General features: G+C 70.4%; 21 protein-coding genes. 7 read left to right on the top strand and 14 right to left on the bottom strand.

All coding sequences use genetic code 11. The features are described 5' to 3' along the window. Positions 1 to 33: 33 nt before the first annotated feature. The 3 genes from MWN52_RS02315 to MWN52_RS02305 all read right to left on the bottom strand — a co-directional run bounded on the left by MWN52_RS02315 (position 34) and on the right by MWN52_RS02305 (position 2,897). The gene (locus MWN52_RS02315) at positions 34 to 795 is read right to left on the bottom strand and encodes an ABC transporter permease (RefSeq protein WP_130524203.1); all 762 of its coding nucleotides are present in this window, start codon (positions 793 to 795) and stop codon (positions 34 to 36) included. An 8-nt stretch (positions 796 to 803) separates the two neighbouring features. Continuing rightward, positions 804 to 1,733, bottom strand: coding sequence for an ABC transporter ATP-binding protein (locus MWN52_RS02310; RefSeq protein WP_286576420.1), 930 nt, complete (start codon positions 1,731 to 1,733; stop codon positions 804 to 806). 234 nt (positions 1,734 to 1,967) lie between these two features. Beyond that, positions 1,968 to 2,897 carry a DMT family transporter gene (locus MWN52_RS02305; RefSeq protein ID WP_286576419.1) on the bottom strand — a complete coding sequence of 310 codons (930 nt, stop codon included), beginning with the start codon at positions 2,895 to 2,897 and terminating at the stop codon, positions 1,968 to 1,970. Between the two features lie 116 nt (positions 2,898 to 3,013). Between MWN52_RS02305 and MWN52_RS02300 the strand changes: the two genes are divergently transcribed. Next, positions 3,014 to 3,493 (top strand): Lrp/AsnC family transcriptional regulator, encoded by a 480-nt coding sequence (locus MWN52_RS02300; protein ID WP_130515039.1) that lies wholly within the window; start codon positions 3,014 to 3,016, stop codon positions 3,491 to 3,493. A 107-nt stretch (positions 3,494 to 3,600) separates the two neighbouring features. Here the strand turns inward: MWN52_RS02300 and MWN52_RS02295 are convergent, their stop codons facing one another. The 4 genes from MWN52_RS02295 to MWN52_RS02280 all read right to left on the bottom strand — a co-directional run bounded on the left by MWN52_RS02295 (position 3,601) and on the right by MWN52_RS02280 (position 6,292). Next, a complete protein-coding gene (locus MWN52_RS02295; protein WP_286576417.1) occupies positions 3,601 to 4,863 on the bottom strand; it encodes an RNA polymerase sigma factor in 1,263 nt (420 codons plus the stop codon). Between the two features lie 151 nt (positions 4,864 to 5,014). Next, entirely contained in the window at positions 5,015 to 5,371 is a 357-nt protein-coding gene (locus MWN52_RS02290; protein WP_130523821.1) for a DUF1428 domain-containing protein, read from the bottom strand. Positions 5,372 to 5,419: 48 nt separating this feature from the next. Beyond that, positions 5,420 to 5,848: a VOC family protein gene (locus tag MWN52_RS02285; protein ID WP_130523822.1), complete on the bottom strand. Its 429-nt coding sequence runs from the start codon at positions 5,846 to 5,848 to the stop codon at positions 5,420 to 5,422. 24 nt (positions 5,849 to 5,872) lie between these two features. After that, positions 5,873 to 6,292 (bottom strand): YciI family protein, encoded by a 420-nt coding sequence (locus tag MWN52_RS02280; RefSeq protein ID WP_286576415.1) that lies wholly within the window; start codon positions 6,290 to 6,292, stop codon positions 5,873 to 5,875. 185 nt (positions 6,293 to 6,477) lie between these two features. Between MWN52_RS02280 and MWN52_RS02275 the strand changes: the two genes are divergently transcribed. Continuing rightward, complete coding sequence (locus MWN52_RS02275; RefSeq protein ID WP_286576414.1) at positions 6,478 to 6,882, top strand: YciI family protein; 405 nt, start codon at positions 6,478 to 6,480, stop codon at positions 6,880 to 6,882. A 67-nt stretch (positions 6,883 to 6,949) separates the two neighbouring features. Further along, complete coding sequence (locus tag MWN52_RS02270; protein ID WP_286576412.1) at positions 6,950 to 7,261, top strand: hypothetical protein; 312 nt, start codon at positions 6,950 to 6,952, stop codon at positions 7,259 to 7,261. 14 nt (positions 7,262 to 7,275) lie between these two features. Here the strand turns inward: MWN52_RS02270 and MWN52_RS02265 are convergent, their stop codons facing one another. Both MWN52_RS02265 and MWN52_RS02260 read right to left on the bottom strand, forming a co-directional pair. Then, positions 7,276 to 8,697 carry a UdgX family uracil-DNA binding protein gene (locus MWN52_RS02265; protein ID WP_286576411.1) on the bottom strand — a complete coding sequence of 474 codons (1,422 nt, stop codon included), beginning with the start codon at positions 8,695 to 8,697 and terminating at the stop codon, positions 7,276 to 7,278. Between the two features lie 419 nt (positions 8,698 to 9,116). Continuing rightward, positions 9,117 to 10,361, bottom strand: coding sequence for a putative DNA modification/repair radical SAM protein (locus MWN52_RS02260; protein ID WP_130523828.1), 1,245 nt, complete (start codon positions 10,359 to 10,361; stop codon positions 9,117 to 9,119). A gap of 142 nt (positions 10,362 to 10,503) precedes the next feature. On the opposite strand from MWN52_RS02260, the gene MWN52_RS02255 reads away from it, so the two are divergent. Then, positions 10,504 to 10,902 carry an XVIPCD domain-containing protein gene (locus MWN52_RS02255; RefSeq protein ID WP_286576410.1) on the top strand — a complete coding sequence of 133 codons (399 nt, stop codon included), beginning with the start codon at positions 10,504 to 10,506 and terminating at the stop codon, positions 10,900 to 10,902. 21 nt (positions 10,903 to 10,923) lie between these two features. Here the strand turns inward: MWN52_RS02255 and MWN52_RS02250 are convergent, their stop codons facing one another. From MWN52_RS02250 to MWN52_RS02235, 4 genes are all read right to left on the bottom strand, one after another. After that, positions 10,924 to 13,914: a bifunctional diguanylate cyclase/phosphodiesterase gene (locus tag MWN52_RS02250; protein ID WP_286576409.1), complete on the bottom strand. Its 2,991-nt coding sequence runs from the start codon at positions 13,912 to 13,914 to the stop codon at positions 10,924 to 10,926. 138 nt (positions 13,915 to 14,052) lie between these two features. Next, a complete protein-coding gene (locus MWN52_RS02245; RefSeq protein WP_130523831.1) occupies positions 14,053 to 14,976 on the bottom strand; it encodes an oxygenase MpaB family protein in 924 nt (307 codons plus the stop codon). Between the two features lie 99 nt (positions 14,977 to 15,075). Next, positions 15,076 to 15,369: a hypothetical protein gene (locus tag MWN52_RS02240; protein WP_130515017.1), complete on the bottom strand. Its 294-nt coding sequence runs from the start codon at positions 15,367 to 15,369 to the stop codon at positions 15,076 to 15,078. A gap of 199 nt (positions 15,370 to 15,568) precedes the next feature. Continuing rightward, complete coding sequence (locus MWN52_RS02235) at positions 15,569 to 15,907, bottom strand: hypothetical protein (protein WP_130530405.1); 339 nt, start codon at positions 15,905 to 15,907, stop codon at positions 15,569 to 15,571. Positions 15,908 to 16,118: 211 nt separating this feature from the next. Between MWN52_RS02235 and MWN52_RS02230 the strand changes: the two genes are divergently transcribed. From MWN52_RS02230 to MWN52_RS02220, 3 genes are all read left to right on the top strand, one after another. Then, positions 16,119 to 16,697 carry a hypothetical protein gene (locus MWN52_RS02230; RefSeq protein WP_130515013.1) on the top strand — a complete coding sequence of 193 codons (579 nt, stop codon included), beginning with the start codon at positions 16,119 to 16,121 and terminating at the stop codon, positions 16,695 to 16,697. 176 nt (positions 16,698 to 16,873) lie between these two features. Next, positions 16,874 to 17,575: a glycosyltransferase gene (locus tag MWN52_RS02225; protein WP_286576407.1), complete on the top strand. Its 702-nt coding sequence runs from the start codon at positions 16,874 to 16,876 to the stop codon at positions 17,573 to 17,575. Positions 17,576 to 17,855: 280 nt separating this feature from the next. After that, the gene (locus MWN52_RS02220; protein WP_286576405.1) at positions 17,856 to 19,448 is read left to right on the top strand and encodes an EAL domain-containing protein; all 1,593 of its coding nucleotides are present in this window, start codon (positions 17,856 to 17,858) and stop codon (positions 19,446 to 19,448) included. Between the two features lie 6 nt (positions 19,449 to 19,454). Here the strand turns inward: MWN52_RS02220 and MWN52_RS02215 are convergent, their stop codons facing one another. Continuing rightward, the gene (locus MWN52_RS02215) at positions 19,455 to 20,213 is read right to left on the bottom strand and encodes an AAA family ATPase (RefSeq protein WP_286576403.1); all 759 of its coding nucleotides are present in this window, start codon (positions 20,211 to 20,213) and stop codon (positions 19,455 to 19,457) included. Between the last annotated feature and the right edge of the window lie 61 nt (positions 20,214 to 20,274).

The raw sequence follows: 20,274 nt of genomic DNA, 5'->3' as shown, positions 1-20,274 counted from the left end.
TGCACTGTCTGCTGATCCGGACCGGGCGATGCGTCAGGTCTTGATCTTCCAGCCGGTACGGAACATCGCCCACACCGCCACCAGGCACAGCACCAGAAAGCCGCAGATCGCCGCCAGGCTGACGCCGACGTCCACGTCGGCCAGGCCGAAGAAGCTCCAGCGGAAGCCGCTGATCAGGTACACGACCGGGTTGAACAGGGTGATCTTCTGCCATACGGGCGGCAGCATGGACACCGAATAGAACGCCCCGCCCAGGAAGGTCAGCGGGGTGACCACCATCAGCGGGATCACCTGCAGCTTCTGGAAGTCGTCGGCCCACAGCCCGATGATGAAGCCGAACAGCGAGAAGGTCAGCGCCGTCAGCAGCAGGAAGGCCACCATCCACACCGGGTGCTGGATCTCGTAGGGCACGAACAGCCGCGCGGTCACCAGGATCAGCAGACCCAGCATCAGCGACTTGCTCGCCGCCGCGCCCACGTAGCCCAGCACCACCTCCACGAACGAGACCGGCGCGGAGAGCAGTTCGTAGATCGTCCCGGACCACTTGGGCATGTAGATGCCGAAGGAGGCGTTGGAGATGCTCTCGTTGAGCAGCGAGAGCATGATCAGGCCGGGGATGATGAAGGCGCCGTAGCTCACGCCTTCCACCGACCCCATGCGCGAGCCGATCGCCGCGCCGAACACCACGAAGTACAGCGAGGTCGACAGCACCGGCGAGGCGATCGACTGGGTGATGGTGCGGAAGGTGCGCGCCATCTCGAAGCGGTAGATCGCCAGCACCGCATGCCAGTTCAGGCCCAGATTCATGCGCGCGCCTCCCGCACCAGGTTGACGAAGATCTCCTCCAGCGAGGACTGCGAGGAATGCAGGTCCTTGAAGTCGATGCCCTGCTCGCCCAGGCGCTTGAGCAGCGCGGCGATGCCGGTCTCCTCGGCCTGCACGTCGAAGGTGTAGACCAGCTGGGTGCCGCCGGCCTGCAGCTCCAGCGGCAGGTCGGCCAGGGCGGCCGGCACGGCCTCCAGCGGCTGCTGCAGGGTCAGGGCCAGCTGCTTCTTGCCGAGCTTGTGCATCAGCGTGGCCTTGTCCTCCACCAGCACCAGCCGGCCGCCGGTAATCACGCCGATGCGGTCGGCCATCTCCTCGGCCTCCTCGATGTAATGCGTGGTCAGCACCACGGTGGTGCCGCGATCGCGCAGGGCGCGCACCAGTTCCCACATGTCGTGGCGAAGCTCGACGTCCACGCCGGCGGTGGGCTCGTCGAGGAACAGCACGCGCGGCTCGTGCGCCAGGGCCTTGGCGATCAGCACGCGGCGCTTCATGCCGCCGGACAGCGCCATGATCTTGGCATCGCGCTTGTCCCACAGCGACAGATCGCGCAGCACGCGCTCCAGCAGCGCCGGATCGGCCGGCTTGCCGAACAGCCCGCGCGAGAAGCGCACCGCGGCCCAGACCGTCTCGAAGGCCTCGGTCGCCAGTTCCTGCGGCACCAGCCCGACCAGCTTGCGCACGGTGCGGTAGTCGCGCACCACCTCGTGGCCCTCGATCTGCACGGTGCCCTCGCCCGGACGGACGATGCCGCACAGGATGCTGATCAGCGTGGTCTTGCCGGCGCCGTTGGGACCGAGCAGCGCGAAGATCTCGCCCTTGCGGATCTCCAGATCGACGCCCTTCAGCGCCTGGAAGCCGCCGTCATAGGTCTTGGTCAGCCCCTTAACCGAGATGGCCGAGGTCATGGTGGCTCCTGTGTTGCATGGATGGAACGACGCGCCGCGCGTGCGGGCGGCGGCGTAGCCTGCGGCAAGCCTCGTGATCGGGCAATGCAGGCCGGCGCGACGCTGTGTCCGTGCATCAGGTTGGCGAGGGGCCTCTTGCGTTCGACGCGGGTGCCATCAAGGGCGCGCGGCAGCGGGTCGACGCGTGTGCGCTTGAACGCGACGGCGTTACCTCCTCGTCGTGGCGAGCGCTGGCTAGCGTTCGCTGGCCCCGGGCTCGCCTGGGACCAGTTGCGCGCTGCGCCGCCGCGGCAGCAGGCGCCAGCCGAAGTTCACTCCGGCCGCCGCCAGCAGGATCAGCAGCGCCCCGAGCACCTGCGTCCAGGCCAGCGACTGGCCGAACGCGATCCGGTCGACCGCGATCGCCACCACCGGATAGACGAACGACAGCGCGCCGGTCATCGCGACGGGCAGCTTCTGGATGGCGCCGTACAGCAGCACGTACATCACCCCGGTATTCACCACCCCGAGCACGACCAGATCGAGCCACTGGCGCGGGCTGGAAGGCAAGGCATCGAACTGCGCGAACGGTGCCAGCAAGACGATGCCGACGCCCAGCTGAAGCAGCGCGAGCAAGTGCGGCGGCGTGCCTTTCAGATGCTTGGTGACGATCGACGACACCGCGTAGAGGAACGCGGCACCGAGCGCCAGCGCGATCCCGTGCAGATACTCGCCCGGCACCGCGAGGACGGCCGGCGGCACGCGCACCACGCCCACCAGTCCGACGAACGCCAGCGCCAGCCACGCCAGGGTCGAGGCGCTGATGCGCTCGCGGAACACGATCGCGCCGAGGCCGACCAGCATGAAGGGCTGCGTGTTGTAGACCGCGGTGGCCATCGAGATCGAGGCGCGCCCGTAGGCCGCGAACAGCAGCAGCCAGTTGCCCACGATCGCCAGCCCGCCGAACAGGACCAGCGCCAGCATCCGCGGCGAGAACGCCTTGCGCCGCAACAGCCCCAGCGCGGCGCAGACGATGATCAGGGTGGCCGCGCCGAACAGGCAGCGGAAGAACACCACATTGGTCGGCGACTGCTGCGAGGACACGACCAGCCAGCCGATCGTGCCGGACATGAGCATGGCCACGACCATCTCGGCCGCGCCACGGCGAATTTCGTTGGAGGCCATTGCCGGGAGTCCCTATCAAGCGTTGCGAACGGCTGAAATTCTAGGAACCCGGGCAGCTCGAATACATGCTAAAAATTACGCCGAAACTTGATTCCTCTTTCGGAAGAAAGGCATTTATGGCAAAGCACCTTCCAACCCCCAGCGTCGCCACGCTGGACGCCATCGACCGCGCGATCCTCGCGGCGCTGGCCCAGGACGCGCGCATGCCGAACAGCGAACTGGCCCGTCAGATCGGCCTGTCGGCGCCGGCCACCGCCGAGCGGGTACGCCGGCTGCAGCACCAGGGCGTGATCGCCGGGTTCGCGGTCGAACTCGATCCGCGCGCGCTGGGCTACACCTTGCAGGCGATCGTGCGGGTCAAGCCGCTACCGGGTCAGCTGCACCTGGTGGAGGAGCTGCTGCAGCGCATTCCCGAGTTCGTCGAATGCGACAAGGTGACCGGCGATGACTGCTTCATCTGCCGGCTCTACCTGCGCACGATCCAGCATCTGGACGGCATCCTGGCCAAGGTCACCGAGCGCGCGGAAACCAGTACCGCGATCGTGAAATCCACCCCCGTGCCGCGGCGGCTGCCGCCGCTGGTCGAAGCAGACTGAGCGCGACGCCAGAGCCGCTTCAGCGAATCCCGACGCTCCGCACGCACCCGCTGTTGGATCCTGCGCCGCGCCGTGATCGATCCACCGCGGCCGCAACGGCCGCACGCTCAGGCCGAAGACGCACAGGCCGCGGCGCGGGCGCGCATCTGCTCGGCCTCGCGCGCGTTGCGGGTCAGTGCGGCGGCCTGTTCGAAGCAGGCGCGCGCTTCGTCGAGGCGGCCGAGCCGTTCGAGCAGATCGCCGCGCACCGCCGGCAGCGCCGGGTATTCGCGCAGCGCGGCCTCGTGGATGAGCGTGTCGGCCAGCGCCAGGCCGGCCTGCGCACCGGCGGCGCGGCCCAGGGCGACGGCGCGATTGAGCTCGATCACCGGCGACGGCGCGACCTGCGCCAGGCGCGCATACAGCGCGGCGATGCGCGGCCAGTCGGTGTCCTGGCTGCGCAGCGCGCGCGCATGGCAGGCCGCGATCGCCGCCTGCAGCGTGTACGGCGCGTCGGCGCCGCCCAGCCGCACCGCGCGCTCCAGCGCCTGCAGCCCGCGCGCGATCTGCAGCCGGTCCCAGCGCGCGCGGTCCTGCGCCTCCAGCAGCACCGGCGTGCCGTCCGCCAAGGCGCGCGCGGCGGTGCGCGAGGCCTGCAGTTCCATCAGCGCCAGCAGGCCGAAGACCTCCGGCGCGCGCGGCATCAGCCCGGCCAGCACGCGCCCCAGGCGCAGCGCCTCGGTGCACAGCGCCGGCCGCATCCAGTCCTCTCCCGCACTGGCCGAATAGCCCTCGTTGAAAATCAGATAGAGCACGTCCAGCACCGCGTCCACACGCTCGGGCAGGTCTTCGCGCGCCGGCGCTTCGAAGGCCACCTGCTGCGCGGCCAGCGTGCGCTTGGCGCGCACGATGCGCTGGGCCACCGTCGGCTCGGGCTGCAGGAAGGCGCGCGCGATCTCGGCGGTGCTCAGCCCGCCCAGCAGGCGCAGGGTCAACACCACGCGCGAGTCGGCCGGCAGCACCGGATGGCAGGCGATGAACATCAGCCGCAGCAGGTCGTCGCCGATGGCGTCGTCCAGCTGCGCGGTGCTGTCAGGCCCCGCCACGACCTGGCCCTCCAGTTCGAAGGCGATGTCGGCGTGCTTGCGCTGGTGCAGCTGCCGCTGGCGCAGACGGTCGATGGCGCGGCGCTTGGCGGTGGCCATCCACCAGGCCGCCGGGTTGTCCGGCAGGCCTTCGCGCGGCCAGTGCTCGAGCGCGGCAACCAGCGCGTCCTGCGCCAGTTCCTCGGCCTGGTCGATGTCGCGCAGCATGCGCGTCAGCACCGCCAGCACCTTGGGGGCTTCCATGCGCCACAGCGTGTCGATGGTGCGGTGGAGGTCGGCGGCCATGGTCGGCGATCAGACCACCGGCCGGCGGCGTGCGCAACCGCGCTGGCGCGGTGCATGCGCCGACCTGGCGCGACGCCGCGCGCATCGATGCGGGGACGCGCCGCGGCGCTCCCCTACGCGTCCCGGCCATGCTCGCGACGCCGCCACGCGCCTAGCGCTGCACGAGCGTCTTGAAGCCGCCCCAGAACATGCGCTTGCCGTCGAAGGGCAGATTCTCCGGACCCCACCGCTTGAGGCGTGGATCGTCCATCGCGCGCTTGTTGACCTGATCGCGGTGGGCGCGCGACCTGAACACGATGTAGGCGAACACCACGACCTCGTCCGGCTTGAGCCTGACCGCCTGCGGGAACGAGGTGTGCTTGCCGGGTTTGACGTCGTCGGCGATGCATTCGACGTACTGCAGCGCGCCATGGTCCATCCAGACCTTGCTGCCCATCCGCGCCATCGCGCGGTAGGCGGCCAGCCTGGCGGTGGGAACGGGGATCACGAAACCATCGACATAGGCCATGTCGGTCTCCTTCGCATTGGACTGGGACGTATCGGGTTGGAACCGGGCTCAGACCTCACAGCCCGGTGCAGGGACGACCACGTTGAGCATCCACGGCGTGCCGAAGCGGTCGGTGAGCATGGCAAAGCCCGGCGACCAGAAGGTCGGCCCCAGCGGCAGCTGGATCTGCGCGCCTTCGGCCAGGGCCGCGTACAGGCGTTCGGCCTGGGCCACATCGTCCAGCTGTAGGCTCACGGTCATGCCGTGCGGCGGCGTGTAGTCCTGCGGCGGGCAGGCGTCGGAAGCCATCAGCGTGACGCCGCCGGCGATCACCATCGCGTGCATCACCGCCTCGTCGGGCATGCCGGGCATCCTGGCGTCCGGCGGCGCCTCGCCGACGGTGGCCATCGCCACCACCGCGCCACCCAGGGTCTGGGCGTAAAAGCGCATCGCCTCGCGGCAGTTGCCGTTGAAGAACAGGTACGGGGCTACGTTCATGGGCTTGCTCCTTGGGAGGGGGAATCAGGACTGTCCGGCGGTGCGTTCGCGCAGCCGGGCTTCCTGCTCGCGCAGTTCCGGCGTCATGGCCTGGCCGAAGTCCTCCATCTCGAACAGCGGGCGCACCTCGACCTCGGCCCCGCCGTCGAACGGCGCACGCTTGAGCCACTCGATGGCCTCGTCCAGCGAGCGCACCTGCCACAGCCAGAAGCCGGAGATCAGCTCGCCACTGGCCGCGAACGGGCCGTCGGTCACCTCGCGTGTCTTGCCGTCGAAGCGCACCCGCGCGCCGCGACTGGAAGGATGCAGGCCCTCGCCGGCCAGCATGATCCCGGCGTTGACCAGCTCCTCGTTGTAGCGGCCCATGGCGGCGAGCAGCTCGGTGGAGGGCATGACCCCGGCCTCCGAATCCTCATCGGCCTTGACGATCACCATCACTTTCATCGCATCGCTCCTCTCGGTGGATGCGCAGGCCGCAAGGCCCGCGCTGTGATGGAACGACGCACCAGCGCGTGCCGGATCGACATCGCGGCGCGAAGAGAATTCGCGATTACCGCCAGGCCAGCGCTGCGGGCGCGACCGGCGCGCCTGCGGCATCATGCGCGCACGCCCTCGTCCAGGAGCCTGACATGCAGTTCCTCATGCTGATCCACGTCGATCCCGCGCTGATGCAGGCCCTGCCGCAGACCGAGTTCGACCGCCTGATGCGCGGCTGCTTCGAACACGCCGACGCGCTGCAGCGGCAGGGCGTGCTGCTGGCCTCGCAGCAACTGGAGGGCGCACAGACCGCGCGTTCGCTGCGCGTGCGCGGTGGCCAGACGCGCGTGACCGACGGCCCCTTCGCCGAGACCAAGGAGCTGCTGGCCGGCTTCAACCTGATCGAGGCGCCGGACATGGCGGCGGCCGAGGCGATCGCGCGGAAGTTCCCCTGGGCCGCCTACGGCTGCATCGAGCTGCGCCCGGTGCGCGACATGAACCGGGTGCGCGAGCAGGTGGGCGCCGCGCCTGGCGCGCTGGAGCTGGCGCGCGCTTGACGGCTGCTTCACCGCCGCCGCTCCTAAAGTGCGATGTCGTCCGACATCGACGCCAAAGGAGGGCTGCATGTCCGTCTCTACGCCATCGACCGAGCCGGGCGCGCGCGCCATCGTGGTGGATATCCAGCACGAACTGCGCTGGTGGCGCGAGCACTACCAGCAGACCGGGCGCGGCGGCTTCGCCCAGGCCGAGCCGACGCTGAAGTTCGCCTACGACAGCTATCTGCTGCACCCGCACGAGCGCCTGCACGCGCTGTGGCCGGACATCCACCGGCGCTACGCGCTGCTGCCCGCGCACGAACAGCTCGGCCGCGCCCAGGCCGAACGGATCATCGCCGAGGTCTGGCAGCACATCCACGGCGACGCTCCGACCGCCTAACGCCGCGCCAGCGCTTACGCGGCTTGCAGCAGCGGGCGAAGCAGGGCCAGGTCGCCGCGCAGCACTTCCATCGCCTGCGCGCGTGCGTCGGCATCGGGCTGACGCAGCACCCAGGACGGATGCACGGTGGCCAGCGCACGCGCGCCGTCGGCCATCACCCGCCACTGGCCGCGCTCGGCCATCAGCTGGAAGTCGCCCCCCAGGACCGCGCGCGCGGCGTTCGCGCCCAGGCAGACGATCGCCTGTGGATCCAGGCGTGCGAGCTCCTGCTGCAGCCAGGGGCGGCAGGCGGCCACCTGCGATGAGGTCGGGTTGCGGTGCAGGCGGCGCTTGCCGCGCTGTTCGAAGCGGAAATGCTTGACCGCATTGGTCAGGTACAGCGCGCCGCGGTCGATGCCCAGCTCGGCCAGGACGCGATCGAGCAGCTTGCCGGCCGGGCCGACGAAGGGCCGGCCGCTGAGGTCTTCTTCGTCGCCCGGCTGCTCGCCGACCAGCACGATGCGCGCATCGGGCGGACCCTCGCCGAACACGGTGCGCGTGGCCGGCTGCCACAGTTCGCAGCGGCGGCACGCGGCGGCGGCGGCGCGCACCGCATCGAGCGAGTCGTCGGCACGCAGGACGGGTTCGGGCGCGGCCTCGGGAATGCGGCGGCGCGGCGCCTCGGGCATGCGCTCGGCCATCTCGCGCACGCGCGTGCCGGCCGACTGCAGCAGCTCGGGCAGCAGCGCGGCCTCGGGCAGATGCTTCCAGTACTTCTGCGGCATCTCCGAACGCATCATGGTCGGGTTGAGCCGTGCGGGGTTGAAGATGTTGGCGTAGTAGGTGCGCCACAGCGCCTCGCGCGCATCGTCGGCCGGGGCATCGGCGCGCACGCCGCCGGGGCCGAAGGCCAGGGCATCGCCGTCCCAGTGCGCGCTGCAGTAAGGGGTGAGGATCGCCCAGCGCATGCCGGCGAAGCGCCGCGCGAAGAACGGCGCGACGCGGTCGACGATGTGGTGCTCGGGCTCGAACCAGGCCACGAAGGCGTTGGCCTCGCCGGGCACTTCGCGGAAGCGCACGAAGGCCTTCATCTTGTGGCTGTCGCGCCGCACCGCCTTGGCCAGCACGCCGGCGCGGTGCACGTCCGCGTCGGTCGCATGCGCGAGCAGGCCGCGCTCGCCCTGCCCCATCCGCCACAGCAGGCGGTACAGCAGGCCATGCCGATGCGGATCGCGGTGGCAGAGCACGGCGCCGGCCAGCGCCAGGAAGTCAGAGGAGACCCGCGGCGCTTCGCGCTGGGCCGGCAGGGTGGTCACTTCGGGCGTGGCCAGCAGGCCGCCCTGAGCGCCGCCTTCCCAATCCACCTGGTCCGGGGCCACGTTCGCGCACCAAGCCGCTCGGGCCGCTATGCGCCAGGCCTCGAGGCTCCACGCCGGCTCTACGCGTGCGCTGAACATCTCAGCCTATCCGCTGAGCAGCACTTCTGCTGCCTTGGGGCAAGGCGCGTGCTTGGCGCGAGAGATGTCTCGCGCACACGCTGATCTGGGCGAATGGATCCGCGCGCGAATGCAAATGCATCAGCGTCGGTAGATCTCCCGATTGCGGGATGGCGGGGCCCGTGCGCTCCGGCTTCGGAGGGGCAGCGGTCCGGCGGGCCGTGGCCGCGCGCGTCGAGTCGAAGGACTTCGGATCGAAAGAAATCCTGATCCATTTGTTGCGGCGCCCCGATCCGGTCAAGCGCTGCGGAGCGCTGGCAGGGATGACCTGAGGTGGCGAGTCCGCTCTCGATGGCGGACCGAGCCAAGGGGAAGCACGCGGCAGGCTCGAGGCGGATGGGCAAAGCGCGCTCACTGACGCAGCACTCCAGCGCAGGCCCTCAAAACAGCCCCATCTGCCGCGGCTTCGGCGCCAGCATGCCGCGCAGCTTCGCCGTGTCGTCCAGCGCCGCGCGCGGATGGTGGTCCAGCACCTGCACGAAGGGCAGCAGCTTCTTCATCGGCAGGCGCAGCCGGGTCAGGTCCTCCACCCGCAGCCGGCGGAAGCGCCGCGAGGCGATGATCCGCTCGACATTGCGCGTGCCCAGGCCGGGCACGCGCAGCAGCAGTTCGCGCGGCGCGGTGTTCACGTCCACCGGGAAGCGCTCGGGGTGGCGCAGGGCCCAGGCCAGCTTGGGATCGATGTCCAGGTCGAGCATGCCGCTGGCGGCGTCGGTCGGCGCGATCTCGTCCACCGAGAAGTCGTAGAAGCGCAGCAGCCAGTCGGCCTGGTACAGCCGGTGCTCGCGCTGCAGCGGCGGCGGCTGCAGCGGCAGCTTGCTGGACGCATCGGGGATCGGGCTGAAGGCCGAGTAGTACACGCGCCGCAGCCGGTAGTTGCCGTAGAGGTTGGTGCTGGTCTGCAGGATGGCGCGATCGTCCGCGCCATCGGCGCCGACGATCATCTGCGTGCTCTGTCCGGCCGGGGCGAAGCGCGGCGGCTTGGCGCGCAGTTTCTTTTCCTCGCGGCGCTGCTCCTTGTTCTCCTCGATCCGCCAGCGCAGCTCGCCCATGGCGGCCCGGATGCCGCCGGGCTTCTTCTCGGGCGCCAGCTGCGCCAGGCCGCCTTCGGTAGGCAGCTCGACATTGATGCTGAGCCGGTCCGCGTAGCGCCCGGCTGCGGCCAGCAGCTCCGGCGCGGCGTCGGGGATGGTCTTCAGGTGGATGTAGCCGGCGAACTTGTGGTCCTGGCGCAGGCTGCGCGCCACCTCCACCAGCTGCTCCATCGTGTAGTCGCTGTTGCGGATGATGCCGCTGGAGAGGAACAGCCCCTCGATGTAGTTGCGCTTGTAGAAATCCAGCGTCAGCCGCACCACCTCGTCCGGCGTGAAGCGCGCCCGGCGCACGTTGCTGGTGACGCGGTTGACGCAGTAGGCGCAGTCGAAGACGCAGAAGTTGGTCAGCAGGATCTTCAGCAGCGACACGCAGCGCCCGTCGGGCGTGTAGGAGTGGCAGATGCCCATGCCCTCGGTGCTGCCAATGCCACCGGTGCCCAGCGAATGGCGCTTGTCCGCGCCCGAGGAGGCGCAGGAGGCGTCGTATTTGGCCGCATCGGCCAGGATCGCGAGTTTCTCGGTGACGTTCACGCCAGCCAGCCTGCCGCAGGCGGGTCTCAATCCGTGAGACGCAAGCGCAGTGGCAACTGAACACGCCCAGCGTGCCCGCCTCGACGCATGCGGCGCACAGGACCTAGCATGCCCGCCGTCCGTTTCCCCCGAGGCGCCCGCCATGAACACGCCGCATCCCGCCCCCGCCGCCAGCCCGGAAGTCCTGTCCCAGCAGGCCGAAGCCGGCGTGCGGCGCCTGGAAGCCGACCTGGGCCGGCCCTTCGACGCCAACAGCGAGCGCCTGAGCGCCAGCCTGGCGGTGCTGGCCAGCGAGCAGGGGCTGAGCCGCATCGATCACGTCGTGCTGTCCGAGCGCAATGCGCAGGTCGGCCAGGGCGAGCTGGTCTTCGTCGTCCAGGGCGCGCTGGGCGATCCGGCCCAGCTGCGGGCGCACATGCGCACCGAGCAGGCCGTGGCGATCCCCGCCGCGCAATCGCGCGAACGCCTGCGCCAGCTGCACGAGCAGCATCAGCTGGCCACGCCCGTCCAGACACCCGCCGATCCGCAGCTGTCGCGCTGATCGCGCGCCCTTCGCAGGCGATCAGCCCAGCGCGACGCCCTGCACGCGCTGCAGGGCCAGCTCCAGCGGCTGCGCGCGGCCCAGCAGGAAACCCTGCACCTGCTCGCAGCCGTGGCGCCGCAGCCATTCCAGTTCCTCGGGCCGCTCCACGCCCTCGGCGATCATCTCCAGCCCCAGGCTGTGGCCGAGCATCAGCAGGGACTTGCAGATGCTGGCGTTGCGCGGATCGCGGTCGACGTCGCGCACGAAGGTGCGGTCGAGCTTGATCGAACTCAGCGGCAGGTGGCGCAGGTAGGACATCGAGGAGAAGCCGGTGCCGAAGTCATCCAGCGAGATGCACACGCCCGCATCGCGCAGGCGCTGCATCGCCGCCATGCCCTGCTCGGGGCGGTGCATCATCACGCTCTCGGTCAGCTCCATGTGCAGCGCGTGCGGCGAGATGCCGGCCAGCGCGCAGGCCTGTTCCAGTTCGGACGGCAGATCGGCCTGCAGCACCTGCAGGGTGGACACGTTGACCGCCACCGGCAGGTCGTCGCAGCCCTGGCGCTGCAGCCAGGCCTGGGCCTGGGCGGCGCGGCGCAGGATCCAGTTGCCCAGCGGCACGATCAGGCCGATGTCCTCGCACAGCGGGATGAAATCGGCCGGCGCGATCTGGGTGCCGTCGCGCTGCGGCCAGCGCACCAGCGCCTCCAGCGCGGCCACGCTGCCGTCGACGGTGCGCACGATCGGCTGGAAATGCAGGTCGAACTCGCCGTGCTCCAGCGCCGTGCGCAGGCGCGCGGCCATGCGCAGGCGTTCGCTGTAGCGCCGCGCCAGCGCGCCGTCGTAGCGGGAGATCTCGAACGCCGAGGAATCCAGCGCATGCGCGGCCAGCGCGGCGTTGTCGATGATGTTCTCCGCGCGCAGGCCGCCGCCCTCGTCGCCGGCCAGGCCGAAGCGCGCCTCCAGGCGCTGCATCGAGCCGTCGCCGTCGCCGACCGGCTCGCGCACCGCCTCGATCGCCGCCTCGATCGCGGCCTGCAGGCGCTCGGCATGCAGCACCGCCAGCACGAAGTCCTCGTCGGGCTGGTGCGCGGCCAGGCCGAACTGCTGGGCCCACAGCTGCAGCCGCGCGGCCAGCGTGCGCAGCACGTCGTCGGCGGTCTGCCGGCCCAGCGCGTCGCGGATCGGCTGCAGCCCGCGCAGCTGCAGGTACAGCACCTGATAGCCGGGATGCTGGCCCTGGTCCAGGCGGTCGCTGAGCGTCTGCACGTTGATCAGGCCGGTGGTCTGGTCGTGACGCGCGCGGTAGGCCAGCTCCTTCTCGTACTCCAGGCGCTCGGAGATGTCCTCGGACAGCACCAGCTTGGCCTCGTGCCCGCCGAAGCGGATGTCGCTGACGTACACGCGCGCCTGCAGGGTCGAGCCGTCCTTGCGCCGATGCTGCGACACGTGCGCGTCCTCGAATCCCGCGGCCACCCCCTGCACCACGCCACTGCCGCCGGGCAGCCCGGCCGGGCAGATGTCCGACAGGTGCATGGTCAGGAATTCCTCGCGGCCGAAGCCGTACTGCAGCGTCGCCGCCCGGTTGACCTCGAGAAAGCGCCGGGTGCGCGCGTCGTGCACCCAGAACGGCAGCGGGTTGCGGTCGAAGATCAGGCGGAACTGGCGCTCGGCATCGCTCAGGCGCGACTGCGCCTCCATGCGTTCGCTGATGTCCACCAGCGTGCCGGTCATGCGCAGGTGACCACCCGCACCGGCGACCACGCCGCCGCGCGCCACGGCCCAGCGTTCCGCGCCGTCCCGGCTGACCAGGCGGAACTCGCAGGAAAAGGCGCCGCGGCTGCGCCAGGCGCTGACGAAGCGGCGCGCCAGCATGCGCCGGTCGCGCACGTGCACGTGCCGGATGAAGGCCCAGAGCGAAGGCGGCTCGGCCTGGCCCAGGCCGAACATCTGGCTGACGTCGGCGCCCCAGACCACCTGCCGCCCGCCCTGCTCCATCGCCCAGGCGCCCACCTTGCCGGTGTGCTGGGCCAGGTGCAGGTGCTCGGAATTGCGCTGCAGCTGTTCGAGCATGTGGCGCTGGTCGCGGTCGGCGCGCCGCACCACCCGCAGCAGCACCGCCAGCATCGCCCAGTACAGGACGTAGAGCAGCGAGGCGATGGCGACGAAGCGATGCCAGGGCAGCAGCACCTGCTCGGTCGAGAGCCCCGCCCAGATCTGCAGCGGATAGCCGGGCAGCGCGCGCGCGGCCACCACCCGGCGCAGGCCGTCCACCTCGCTGACGCGCTGGGTGACGGCGACCTGTGGCGCCAGCTCGCCAGGCTGCGGCACGGCGATGCGCGTGCCGATGCCCTCGCGCGAGGGCTTGCCGCCCAGGCTGCGCACCAGCAGTTGGTCGTTGGGGCCGACCACGCCGAGTGCGCCGTCGCGGCCGGAGTCCAGGCCGTCGATCAGGGCCTGCAGTGCGCGGGTATCCAGCCGCGCCAGCAACCAGCGCGGTCCGCCCTCGCCCTGGACGGTCATCGGCAGGGCCAGCGGCAGCACCGGGCGGCCGTCTTCCAGCCATTGCAGCGGCCCCAGCTGCAGGCGGTCCGATGGGCCTGCGGTCGCACCGGCCTTCCACTGCGGGAAGCTGGGATCGCCGCGGCCGGGCGTCAGCGCGCGGCCCTGCGCATCGACCATGACGACGCTTTCCAGCTCGTGATGCCGCGAGGCCACACCCTCAATGAGTTGCCCGATCAGCCCCGGCGCCCGGTCCGGCGCGGAGGCCAGCAGCGCGGTGGCATCGGCGGCGATGCCGCGCATGGCGCGCTCGAGGTTGCGCAGCTCCAGGCCGATCGCGCGTTCGACGCCGACGACCAGGGCCTGGCTCTGGCGCTCGGCGGCCTGCAGACGGTTCTGGCGATCGCTGATCACCCACCAGCCCAGCCCGATCCCCAGCGCCGCGCCCAGCAGCAGGCCAAACCCGAGCACCGTGCGGGTCTGCACGACCGACTTGACCGGCGATGGGCCTGGAACCGAACGATCCATGTGCACCCGCTGTTGGACGGAGGTCCTGCCACCCCGGGACGGTCATGGGGCCAGCCGCGCCCCCCGAACCCGCGCGGCGACTCGCCCGAAGCATACGCTGCGGCTCCGCCCGCCGACAGCCCGCGCCACAGGACCGGCTCAGGCCCCCGCAGGCCAGCGCCGCATGTCCGCCACGGGCACGTCCATGCGCGCGCAGGCATGGGCGCAGGCGCCGTCCGGCAGGGCGATGCGGAACAGCGGTGCCATGCCGCGCAGGCTGGCGGCCGCCGCCGCCGACTGTGCGTGCCGGGCAGTGTCGAATTCGAGCAGCGTCCGTGCCCAGTCCGGCAGCAGCGCCGCGCCCGCGCCGAGGAACACCGCCCGCGACAGCCCGGCCACCGGCACCGGCAGGCGGACCTGTGCCAGCACGTCCATCACCTCGCGCGAGCGCGCATCGAAGCGCAGTTGCGGCCGCATCGCCGCGAAGTAGGCCTCCACCTGCGCCTGCGAGGCCGGCACCTCGCGGGCGCCCAGCGCCTGCGCCACGCGCCGGCCCTCGTCGAAGTAGCGATCCGCCATCTCCGGCGGCACCGGTCGGCAGTAACGCCGATAGCCCTGCAGGAAGCCGTGCGCCTCGGTGACGTGGACCCAGGTCAGCAGGTCGGGATCGTCGGCGGCGTAGGGCGTGCCGTCGGCCAGCGTGCCGCGCACATGCGCATGGATCCCCCGCACCCGGGCGATCAGCCGCTGCGCCTCGGCGGTCGAGGCATAGCTGGTGCCGGCCACGAAGGCCGTGGTGCGGCGCAGGCGGCCGACCAGGTCCTGGCGGAAGTTGGAATGCTCGTAGACCCCGGCCAGCGCGCGCGGGTGCAGCGCCTGCAGCATCAGCGCGGCCAGCCCGCCGGCCAGCATCCCGGGGAAGTCGCCATGGATGCGCCAGGTCACGCTGTCCGGGCCGAACAGCCCCGGATCGCCGTGCGGCAGGTCGTAGTCGATCCCCGACTGGCCGCGCGGGAAGGCGCCGAGCACCCAGCGTCGCACCGGCGCGGCGGCGGGGGCGATGAGCGTGCGGAGCAGCGACATGCGCCCATCCTACCGGCGGCCGCGCACGGCCTTCGTGGAGGCGCAAACGAAGAAGGCGCCCCGCGGGCGCCTTCCTCCAGGTCCACCACCAGGCCGGCTTCAGCGCGTGATGCGCTGCCAGACCTCGGCGTAGATCGCCCGCGCCTCTTCCAGGCTCAGGCCGCGCGAACGCACCGCCTGGGAATTGGCATAGAGCGCCGAACCGGTGTCCTGGTCGGTATGCGGATGATTGAGATAGACGTCGTAGGCGCTGGACAGCGCCGGCCAGTACAGCTCGAAGGAGCGGTGCTGCGAGGCGCGCGGCATGTTGACGTAGTGCTGGCGCCAGTAATCGCGTTCCCGGTCGATATCGATCAGGACGGCGCGTCCGTGTTCTGCTTGCTGGGGGTGCATGCGACGTGTCCTTGGCTCGGAAGAATGGCCTCGAACAACAGGGTTGCAGCCCACTTGTAAGTGTTAGGTCGAAGTGACGATGAAATTCTCGTTAAACCGCGAGAACACCATTGCAGGCGTCACAGTTCAGAATTGCGATCATTCATAAAATCGCATTTTGACGCTTGTGAGGCGTAACGCGGGTTTCTCAACGCCGGGCTCAGGCGTGCGCGGGCATCGGATATTGCAGGCGCGTGGTCGCCCGCTGGATGCGATCCATCACCCGGGCGAAGATCCGCCCGGCCAGGCTGGGCTCCAGGCCATGGTCGATCGCCTCGGGCGAGTTGGCGAACAGCACGGCGCCGACTTCCCGCCCCGCGTTTGGATGGTGCAGGTAGACGTGATAGGCCCGGATCAGCAGCGGCCAGCACGCCTCGAAGCCCAGTCCGGCCTGCCGGCACGGCAGCTCGCTGTAGTGGCGTTTCCAGAAATCGCGCTCTCGATCGATGTTGACGATGATGCACGCCGCGTCGTCGCGGCGGCCCGGTTCGCTGGCCATGGGGGGCATCCGTGGGGGTGGAGGCGGGTTCGACTTTCGGATGGCCCGGCTTAGGCATGCGTGAAGAATGTCGCAACGCAACATTCACGGCGCTGGCTGCCCGGTTCATCTTCTACCTTCGTCTCACGGAAACTTCGCGGCGCACCGGCCTATGCTGCGCACAAAGGTGGCGGCGCCGGGCCGGCCATCTGTTCAAGGCGAGGATCGAACCATGAGCCAACTCTTCAAGGGCCTGAACCTGCTGCTGGCGGACAACGAGCTGCACCGCAAGCCGCTGGAGGAACAGGCCGCGCACTGGCTGAGCAAGACCGACCGCGGCATCGAACACGAGATCCATCTGCTGGACATCGCCAAGGGCCAGTGGCTCGCCGGTTCGGTGATCGTGTGGCTGGGCGCGTCGCTGACCGCGCTGGCGATCATCGCCGACAACCTGTGGGAACACAGCTACAACCCCAGCTTTCCCAAGATCATCCTGGTGCTGCTGATCTGGGTCGCGATGCTGTTTGTGCTTTGGCTGATCGCGCAAGTCTTCGACCAGAAGGCGGGTCTGTCGCGCTGGGTCAACGCGTTCTCCAGCCGCGAGCCGGTGAGCAACGAAAGCGATTCGGTCGAGCAGGTGCAGGAGGCGCTGGAACTGGCGCGCACCTATCCCGAGGTGCTGGCCTACAAGCAGCGCGTGATCGCGCGCCGACCGCTGCGCCACGAGGACATCCGCATCATGCGCGAGATGGGTCGACAGCACCGCCACGCCGACCTGGCGCGCGAGCTGGTCGCGCTCGGCAACGACTGAACCTGCGTCACAAGTGCCCGGCGACAAGCCGGGCACCTTCGTTTGGGCGGTCCGTTGCGCGCGATGGCGCACGGCACGGACACGCCAAGCGGAGGCCAACGGCCATACCGCGGCGGCGCCCTGACGCGCCCGATGCGGTCACCTCCTTCTGACATCCGCGCGTGACAGCATGGGCCATGCTGTCCTGCATCCTGCCCGCCCACGACGAAGCCGCACTGCTGCCGGGCACGCTGGCCTGTCTGCAGCGCGCGATCGCCGCGTGCGGCGTGGCGGCGGAGATCGTGGTGGTCGACGATGGTTCCACCGATGCGACCGCCGCACTGGCGCTGGCGGCCGGCGTGCGCGTGCTGTCGATCCAGGCGCGTCACATCGCCGCGGCGCGCAACGCCGGCGCGGCCGCCGCTCGCGGCGATCGGCTGTGCTTCATCGATGCCGACACGCACGTCGACGCCGAGGCGCTGCGCGCGGCGCTGGCGGCGCTCGATGGCGGCGCCGTCGGCGGGGGCGCGCGGGTGCGCCTGCAGCGCCCCGTGGCCTGGCATGCGCGTCTGGGCGAAGCGGTCTTCGGCACGCTGCTGCGCTGGGCGCGGATCGCGCCGGGCTGCTTCCTGTTCTGCACGCGCGCGGCCTTCGAGGCCAGCGGCGGCTTCGACCTGCGTTTGTTCGCCGGTGAGGACGTGGCCATGAGCCGCGCGCTGGCCGGGCAGGGCCGCTTCGTGCTGCTGCGCCAGACGGTGTGGACCTCTGCGCGCAAGCTGCAGACCTTCAGCGCGTGGGAACACCTGCGCCTGGCGCTGGCCCTGGCGCGCCATGGCCGCGGGCTCCTGCACAGCCGCGACCGGCTGGCGTTCTGGTACGGCCCGCGACGGCGCGGCTAGCGCGCGTGGCCGCCACGTGTCGGTGCGTGGCAGCGGCCGACATGAAGCGCGCAGACGCCGGTTTTAAGGATCGCGCGCCGGCGTCCGACAGCGCGGCGCAAGGCGTCCGCCGCGTCGGTTCCCTCCGCGCAATGGCACGTGCCGCCATCGCGGCCGTTCGCGAATCTGCACGAATTGGCCACGGCTGATCGGAAGCGTGCGCGAGGTCCGGCGTACGAGCGAACCGAGCGGTTAGAGTTCGCTCCGGGGAATGAACACGGTACATGGAGCGCACGGGGCGATGGGGCGGGCGAGGATCATCGTCGCGGCGACGGGACTGGCGCTGTTGGGCATCGCCGTGCCGATCATCGCCACCCTGGCGATGTCCTGGCATCTGGCCGTGCGCAACGAACAGCAGCGTCTTGACCAGTTCGCCGCGCTGGCGCTGGAGCGCGCGCAGAGCACGATGGACGAGGCGACACAGGTGCTGCACACCATGCAGCGCAGCCGCCTGGTGCCATGTTCGGATGCGCATATCGCGCAGATGCGGCGGGCGGCGATGGACTCGGCCGCGGTCAAGGAAGTCGGCTTCTTCCAGGGCGGTCTGCTGCGCTGCACGTCGTGGGGGCCGACCAAGGTGCGCGTGCCCGACGACCTGCCCGCCGATGCGGTCGGCCCGGACGGGCTGCGCCTTTACGCGCGCGTGCTGCCGCAGATCAGCGGCGGGCGGCAGATGCTGGTCCTGCATCAGCACAACTACAACGTCCTGATCGACCCGGCGCGCTTCTCCGATCTGGTGCTGGAGCCGGATATCGGCCTGCTGGTGCGCAATGCCCAGGGCGTGGTGCTGAGCGAGCGCAACCTCAGCGATGAGGCGCTGTCGCGCGCCATGCGCCAGCGCCGGGACAACGGAAGCGACGCGGCGCATCTGTTCTCGGTGAAGCGGCGCGATGGCTGGATGGTGGTGGTCAGCGCGCCCATGTCACGCGCCGCCGCCGGGCTGCCGCGCCAGCAGAGCATGCTGCTGCCGATCGGCCTGCTCATCGCCGCGGTGGCCGTGGCGATGGTGATCCTGGGCTTCAAGCGCAGGCTCTCGCCCACCGGCGCCCTGACCCGCGCGGTGCAGCGGCAGGAGTTCGTCGCGCACTACCAGCCGATCGTGCGGCTGGCGGACGCGGCCATCGTCGGCGCCGAGGCGCTGGTGCGTTGGCGCCGGCCCGACGGCACCCTGGTGCGTCCTGACCAGTTCATCCCGCTGGCCGAGCAGACCGGGCTGATCGACGCGATCACCGACCAGGTGCTGGCCGCGATCGTGTGCGACCTCGGGCCGCTGCTGGCGGCCCACCCGTGTCTGCACGTGAGCCTCAACCTCAGCGCCGCGGACATGCGCAGTGGCCGGCTGCTGGCGGTGCTGGCGCAGGCGCTGGAAGGCAGCGGCATCGCCCCGCGGCAGCTCTGGCTGGAAGCCACCGAGCGCGGCTTCGTGGACATCGCCGCGGCCCGCCGCACCATCGAGCAGGCGCGCCTGGCGGGCCACCGCGTGGCGATCGACGACTTCGGCACCGGCTACTCCAGCCTGCAATACCTGCAAGGGCTGCCGCTGGACGCGCTGAAGATCGACAAGACCTTCATCGATGCCATCGGCACCGGCGCGGCCACCTCGGCGGTGACCGGGCACATCATCGACATGGCCCGCGAGCTGGGCCTGGACTGCGTGGCCGAGGGCATCGAGACGACCGCGCAGGCCGACTTCCTGCGCGCGCAGGGCGTGGGCTACGGCCAGGGCTGGCTGTTCGGCAAGGCGGTGCCGGCGATGACCTTCATCGAGCTGTACCTGACCCAGCAGGCGGCGCGCGCGGCCGCCGCGGCGCGGGAGAACGAGGCGGGGCACTGAGCGGCTTCAGGACTCCTCGGCGTCGCCGAGCAGGTAGTGCAGCTGGCGCTCGGGGTTTTCCAGGAACGCGCGCGTGACCAGGTAATGCTCGGTCTCGCGATAGCTGACGCGCTGCAGGCTCTGCGGACCGATCTGCACGATCTGCGCATCCGGATAGGCCATCAGGATCGGCGAATGCGTGGCGATGATGAACTGCGCGTTGCGCCGGACCAGCGCATGGATGCGGGCCAGCAGGGCCATCTGCCGCGTGGGCGAGAGCGCGGCCTCCGGCTCGTCCAGTACATAGAGCCCGTCGCCCCTGAAGCGATGCTCGACCAGCGACATGAAGGACTCGCCATGGGACTGGGCATGCAGCGACTCCCCGCCGTATGCCCTGACGACGTCATCACCCAGCGTGTCGATGTTGCTGGCGACGTTGTAGAAGCTCTCGGCGCGCAGGAAGAAGCCGTCCCTGGCCCGCCTCCCGCTGCGCCCCAGGCGCAGGTAGTCGTGCAACGCCGAATGCGAGGCGAGCGTGCTGAAGTTGAAATTCCTGCTGCCGCCCTCGGCGTTGAAGCCCCACGCCACCGCGATCGCCTCCAGCAGCGTGGACTTGCCGCTGCCGTTCTCGCCGACGAGGAAGGTCACCGCGGGGTGGAAGACCAGGCGTTCCTCGGCCAGGCCGCGGATGCCGGGCAGGCTGAAGGGATACCGGTCCATCGGCGGATCCTTCTCGCGCTTGAGCGCGACATCCAGCAGATAGTGCGTGGCATCCCAGGAGGGCATGGGCGATCCTTCGAGGCGGAGACTCCGCCTGCAAGCATGACCCGATCGCCTGCGCGAACGC

Source organism: Pseudoxanthomonas winnipegensis, assembly GCF_030322905.1.
Classification (GTDB): domain Bacteria; phylum Pseudomonadota; class Gammaproteobacteria; order Xanthomonadales; family Xanthomonadaceae; genus Pseudoxanthomonas_A; species Pseudoxanthomonas_A winnipegensis.
Note: the sequence above shows the minus strand (reverse complement) of the source record. Positions and strands in the feature narration are given on the sequence as shown.

Excerpts from the sequence above, each read along its gene's own strand:
- MWN52_RS02310 (WP_286576420.1), bottom strand. The coding sequence starts at position 1,733 with ATGACCTCGGCCATCTCGGTTAAGGGGCTGACCAAGACCTATGACGGC.
- MWN52_RS02305 (WP_286576419.1), bottom strand. The coding sequence starts at position 2,897 with ATGGCCTCCAACGAAATTCGCCGTGGCGCGGCCGAGATGGTCGTGGCC.
- MWN52_RS02300 (WP_130515039.1), top strand. The coding sequence starts at position 3,014 with ATGGCAAAGCACCTTCCAACCCCCAGCGTCGCCACGCTGGACGCCATC.
- MWN52_RS02295 (WP_286576417.1), bottom strand. The coding sequence starts at position 4,863 with ATGGCCGCCGACCTCCACCGCACCATCGACACGCTGTGGCGCATGGAA.
- MWN52_RS02290 (WP_130523821.1), bottom strand. The coding sequence starts at position 5,371 with ATGGCCTATGTCGATGGTTTCGTGATCCCCGTTCCCACCGCCAGGCTG.
- MWN52_RS02285 (WP_130523822.1), bottom strand. The coding sequence starts at position 5,848 with ATGAACGTAGCCCCGTACCTGTTCTTCAACGGCAACTGCCGCGAGGCG.
- MWN52_RS02280 (WP_286576415.1), bottom strand. The coding sequence starts at position 6,292 with ATGAAAGTGATGGTGATCGTCAAGGCCGATGAGGATTCGGAGGCCGGG.
- MWN52_RS02275 (WP_286576414.1), top strand. The coding sequence starts at position 6,478 with ATGCAGTTCCTCATGCTGATCCACGTCGATCCCGCGCTGATGCAGGCC.
- MWN52_RS02270 (WP_286576412.1), top strand. The coding sequence starts at position 6,950 with ATGTCCGTCTCTACGCCATCGACCGAGCCGGGCGCGCGCGCCATCGTG.
- MWN52_RS02265 (WP_286576411.1), bottom strand. The coding sequence starts at position 8,697 with ATGTTCAGCGCACGCGTAGAGCCGGCGTGGAGCCTCGAGGCCTGGCGC.
- MWN52_RS02255 (WP_286576410.1), top strand. The coding sequence starts at position 10,504 with ATGAACACGCCGCATCCCGCCCCCGCCGCCAGCCCGGAAGTCCTGTCC.
- MWN52_RS02250 (WP_286576409.1), bottom strand. The coding sequence starts at position 13,914 with ATGGATCGTTCGGTTCCAGGCCCATCGCCGGTCAAGTCGGTCGTGCAG.
- MWN52_RS02245 (WP_130523831.1), bottom strand. The coding sequence starts at position 14,976 with ATGTCGCTGCTCCGCACGCTCATCGCCCCCGCCGCCGCGCCGGTGCGA.
- MWN52_RS02240 (WP_130515017.1), bottom strand. The coding sequence starts at position 15,369 with ATGCACCCCCAGCAAGCAGAACACGGACGCGCCGTCCTGATCGATATC.
- MWN52_RS02235 (WP_130530405.1), bottom strand. The coding sequence starts at position 15,907 with ATGGCCAGCGAACCGGGCCGCCGCGACGACGCGGCGTGCATCATCGTC.
- MWN52_RS02230 (WP_130515013.1), top strand. The coding sequence starts at position 16,119 with ATGAGCCAACTCTTCAAGGGCCTGAACCTGCTGCTGGCGGACAACGAG.
- MWN52_RS02225 (WP_286576407.1), top strand. The coding sequence starts at position 16,874 with ATGCTGTCCTGCATCCTGCCCGCCCACGACGAAGCCGCACTGCTGCCG.
- MWN52_RS02220 (WP_286576405.1), top strand. The coding sequence starts at position 17,856 with ATGGGGCGGGCGAGGATCATCGTCGCGGCGACGGGACTGGCGCTGTTG.
- MWN52_RS02215 (WP_286576403.1), bottom strand. The coding sequence starts at position 20,213 with ATGCCCTCCTGGGATGCCACGCACTATCTGCTGGATGTCGCGCTCAAG.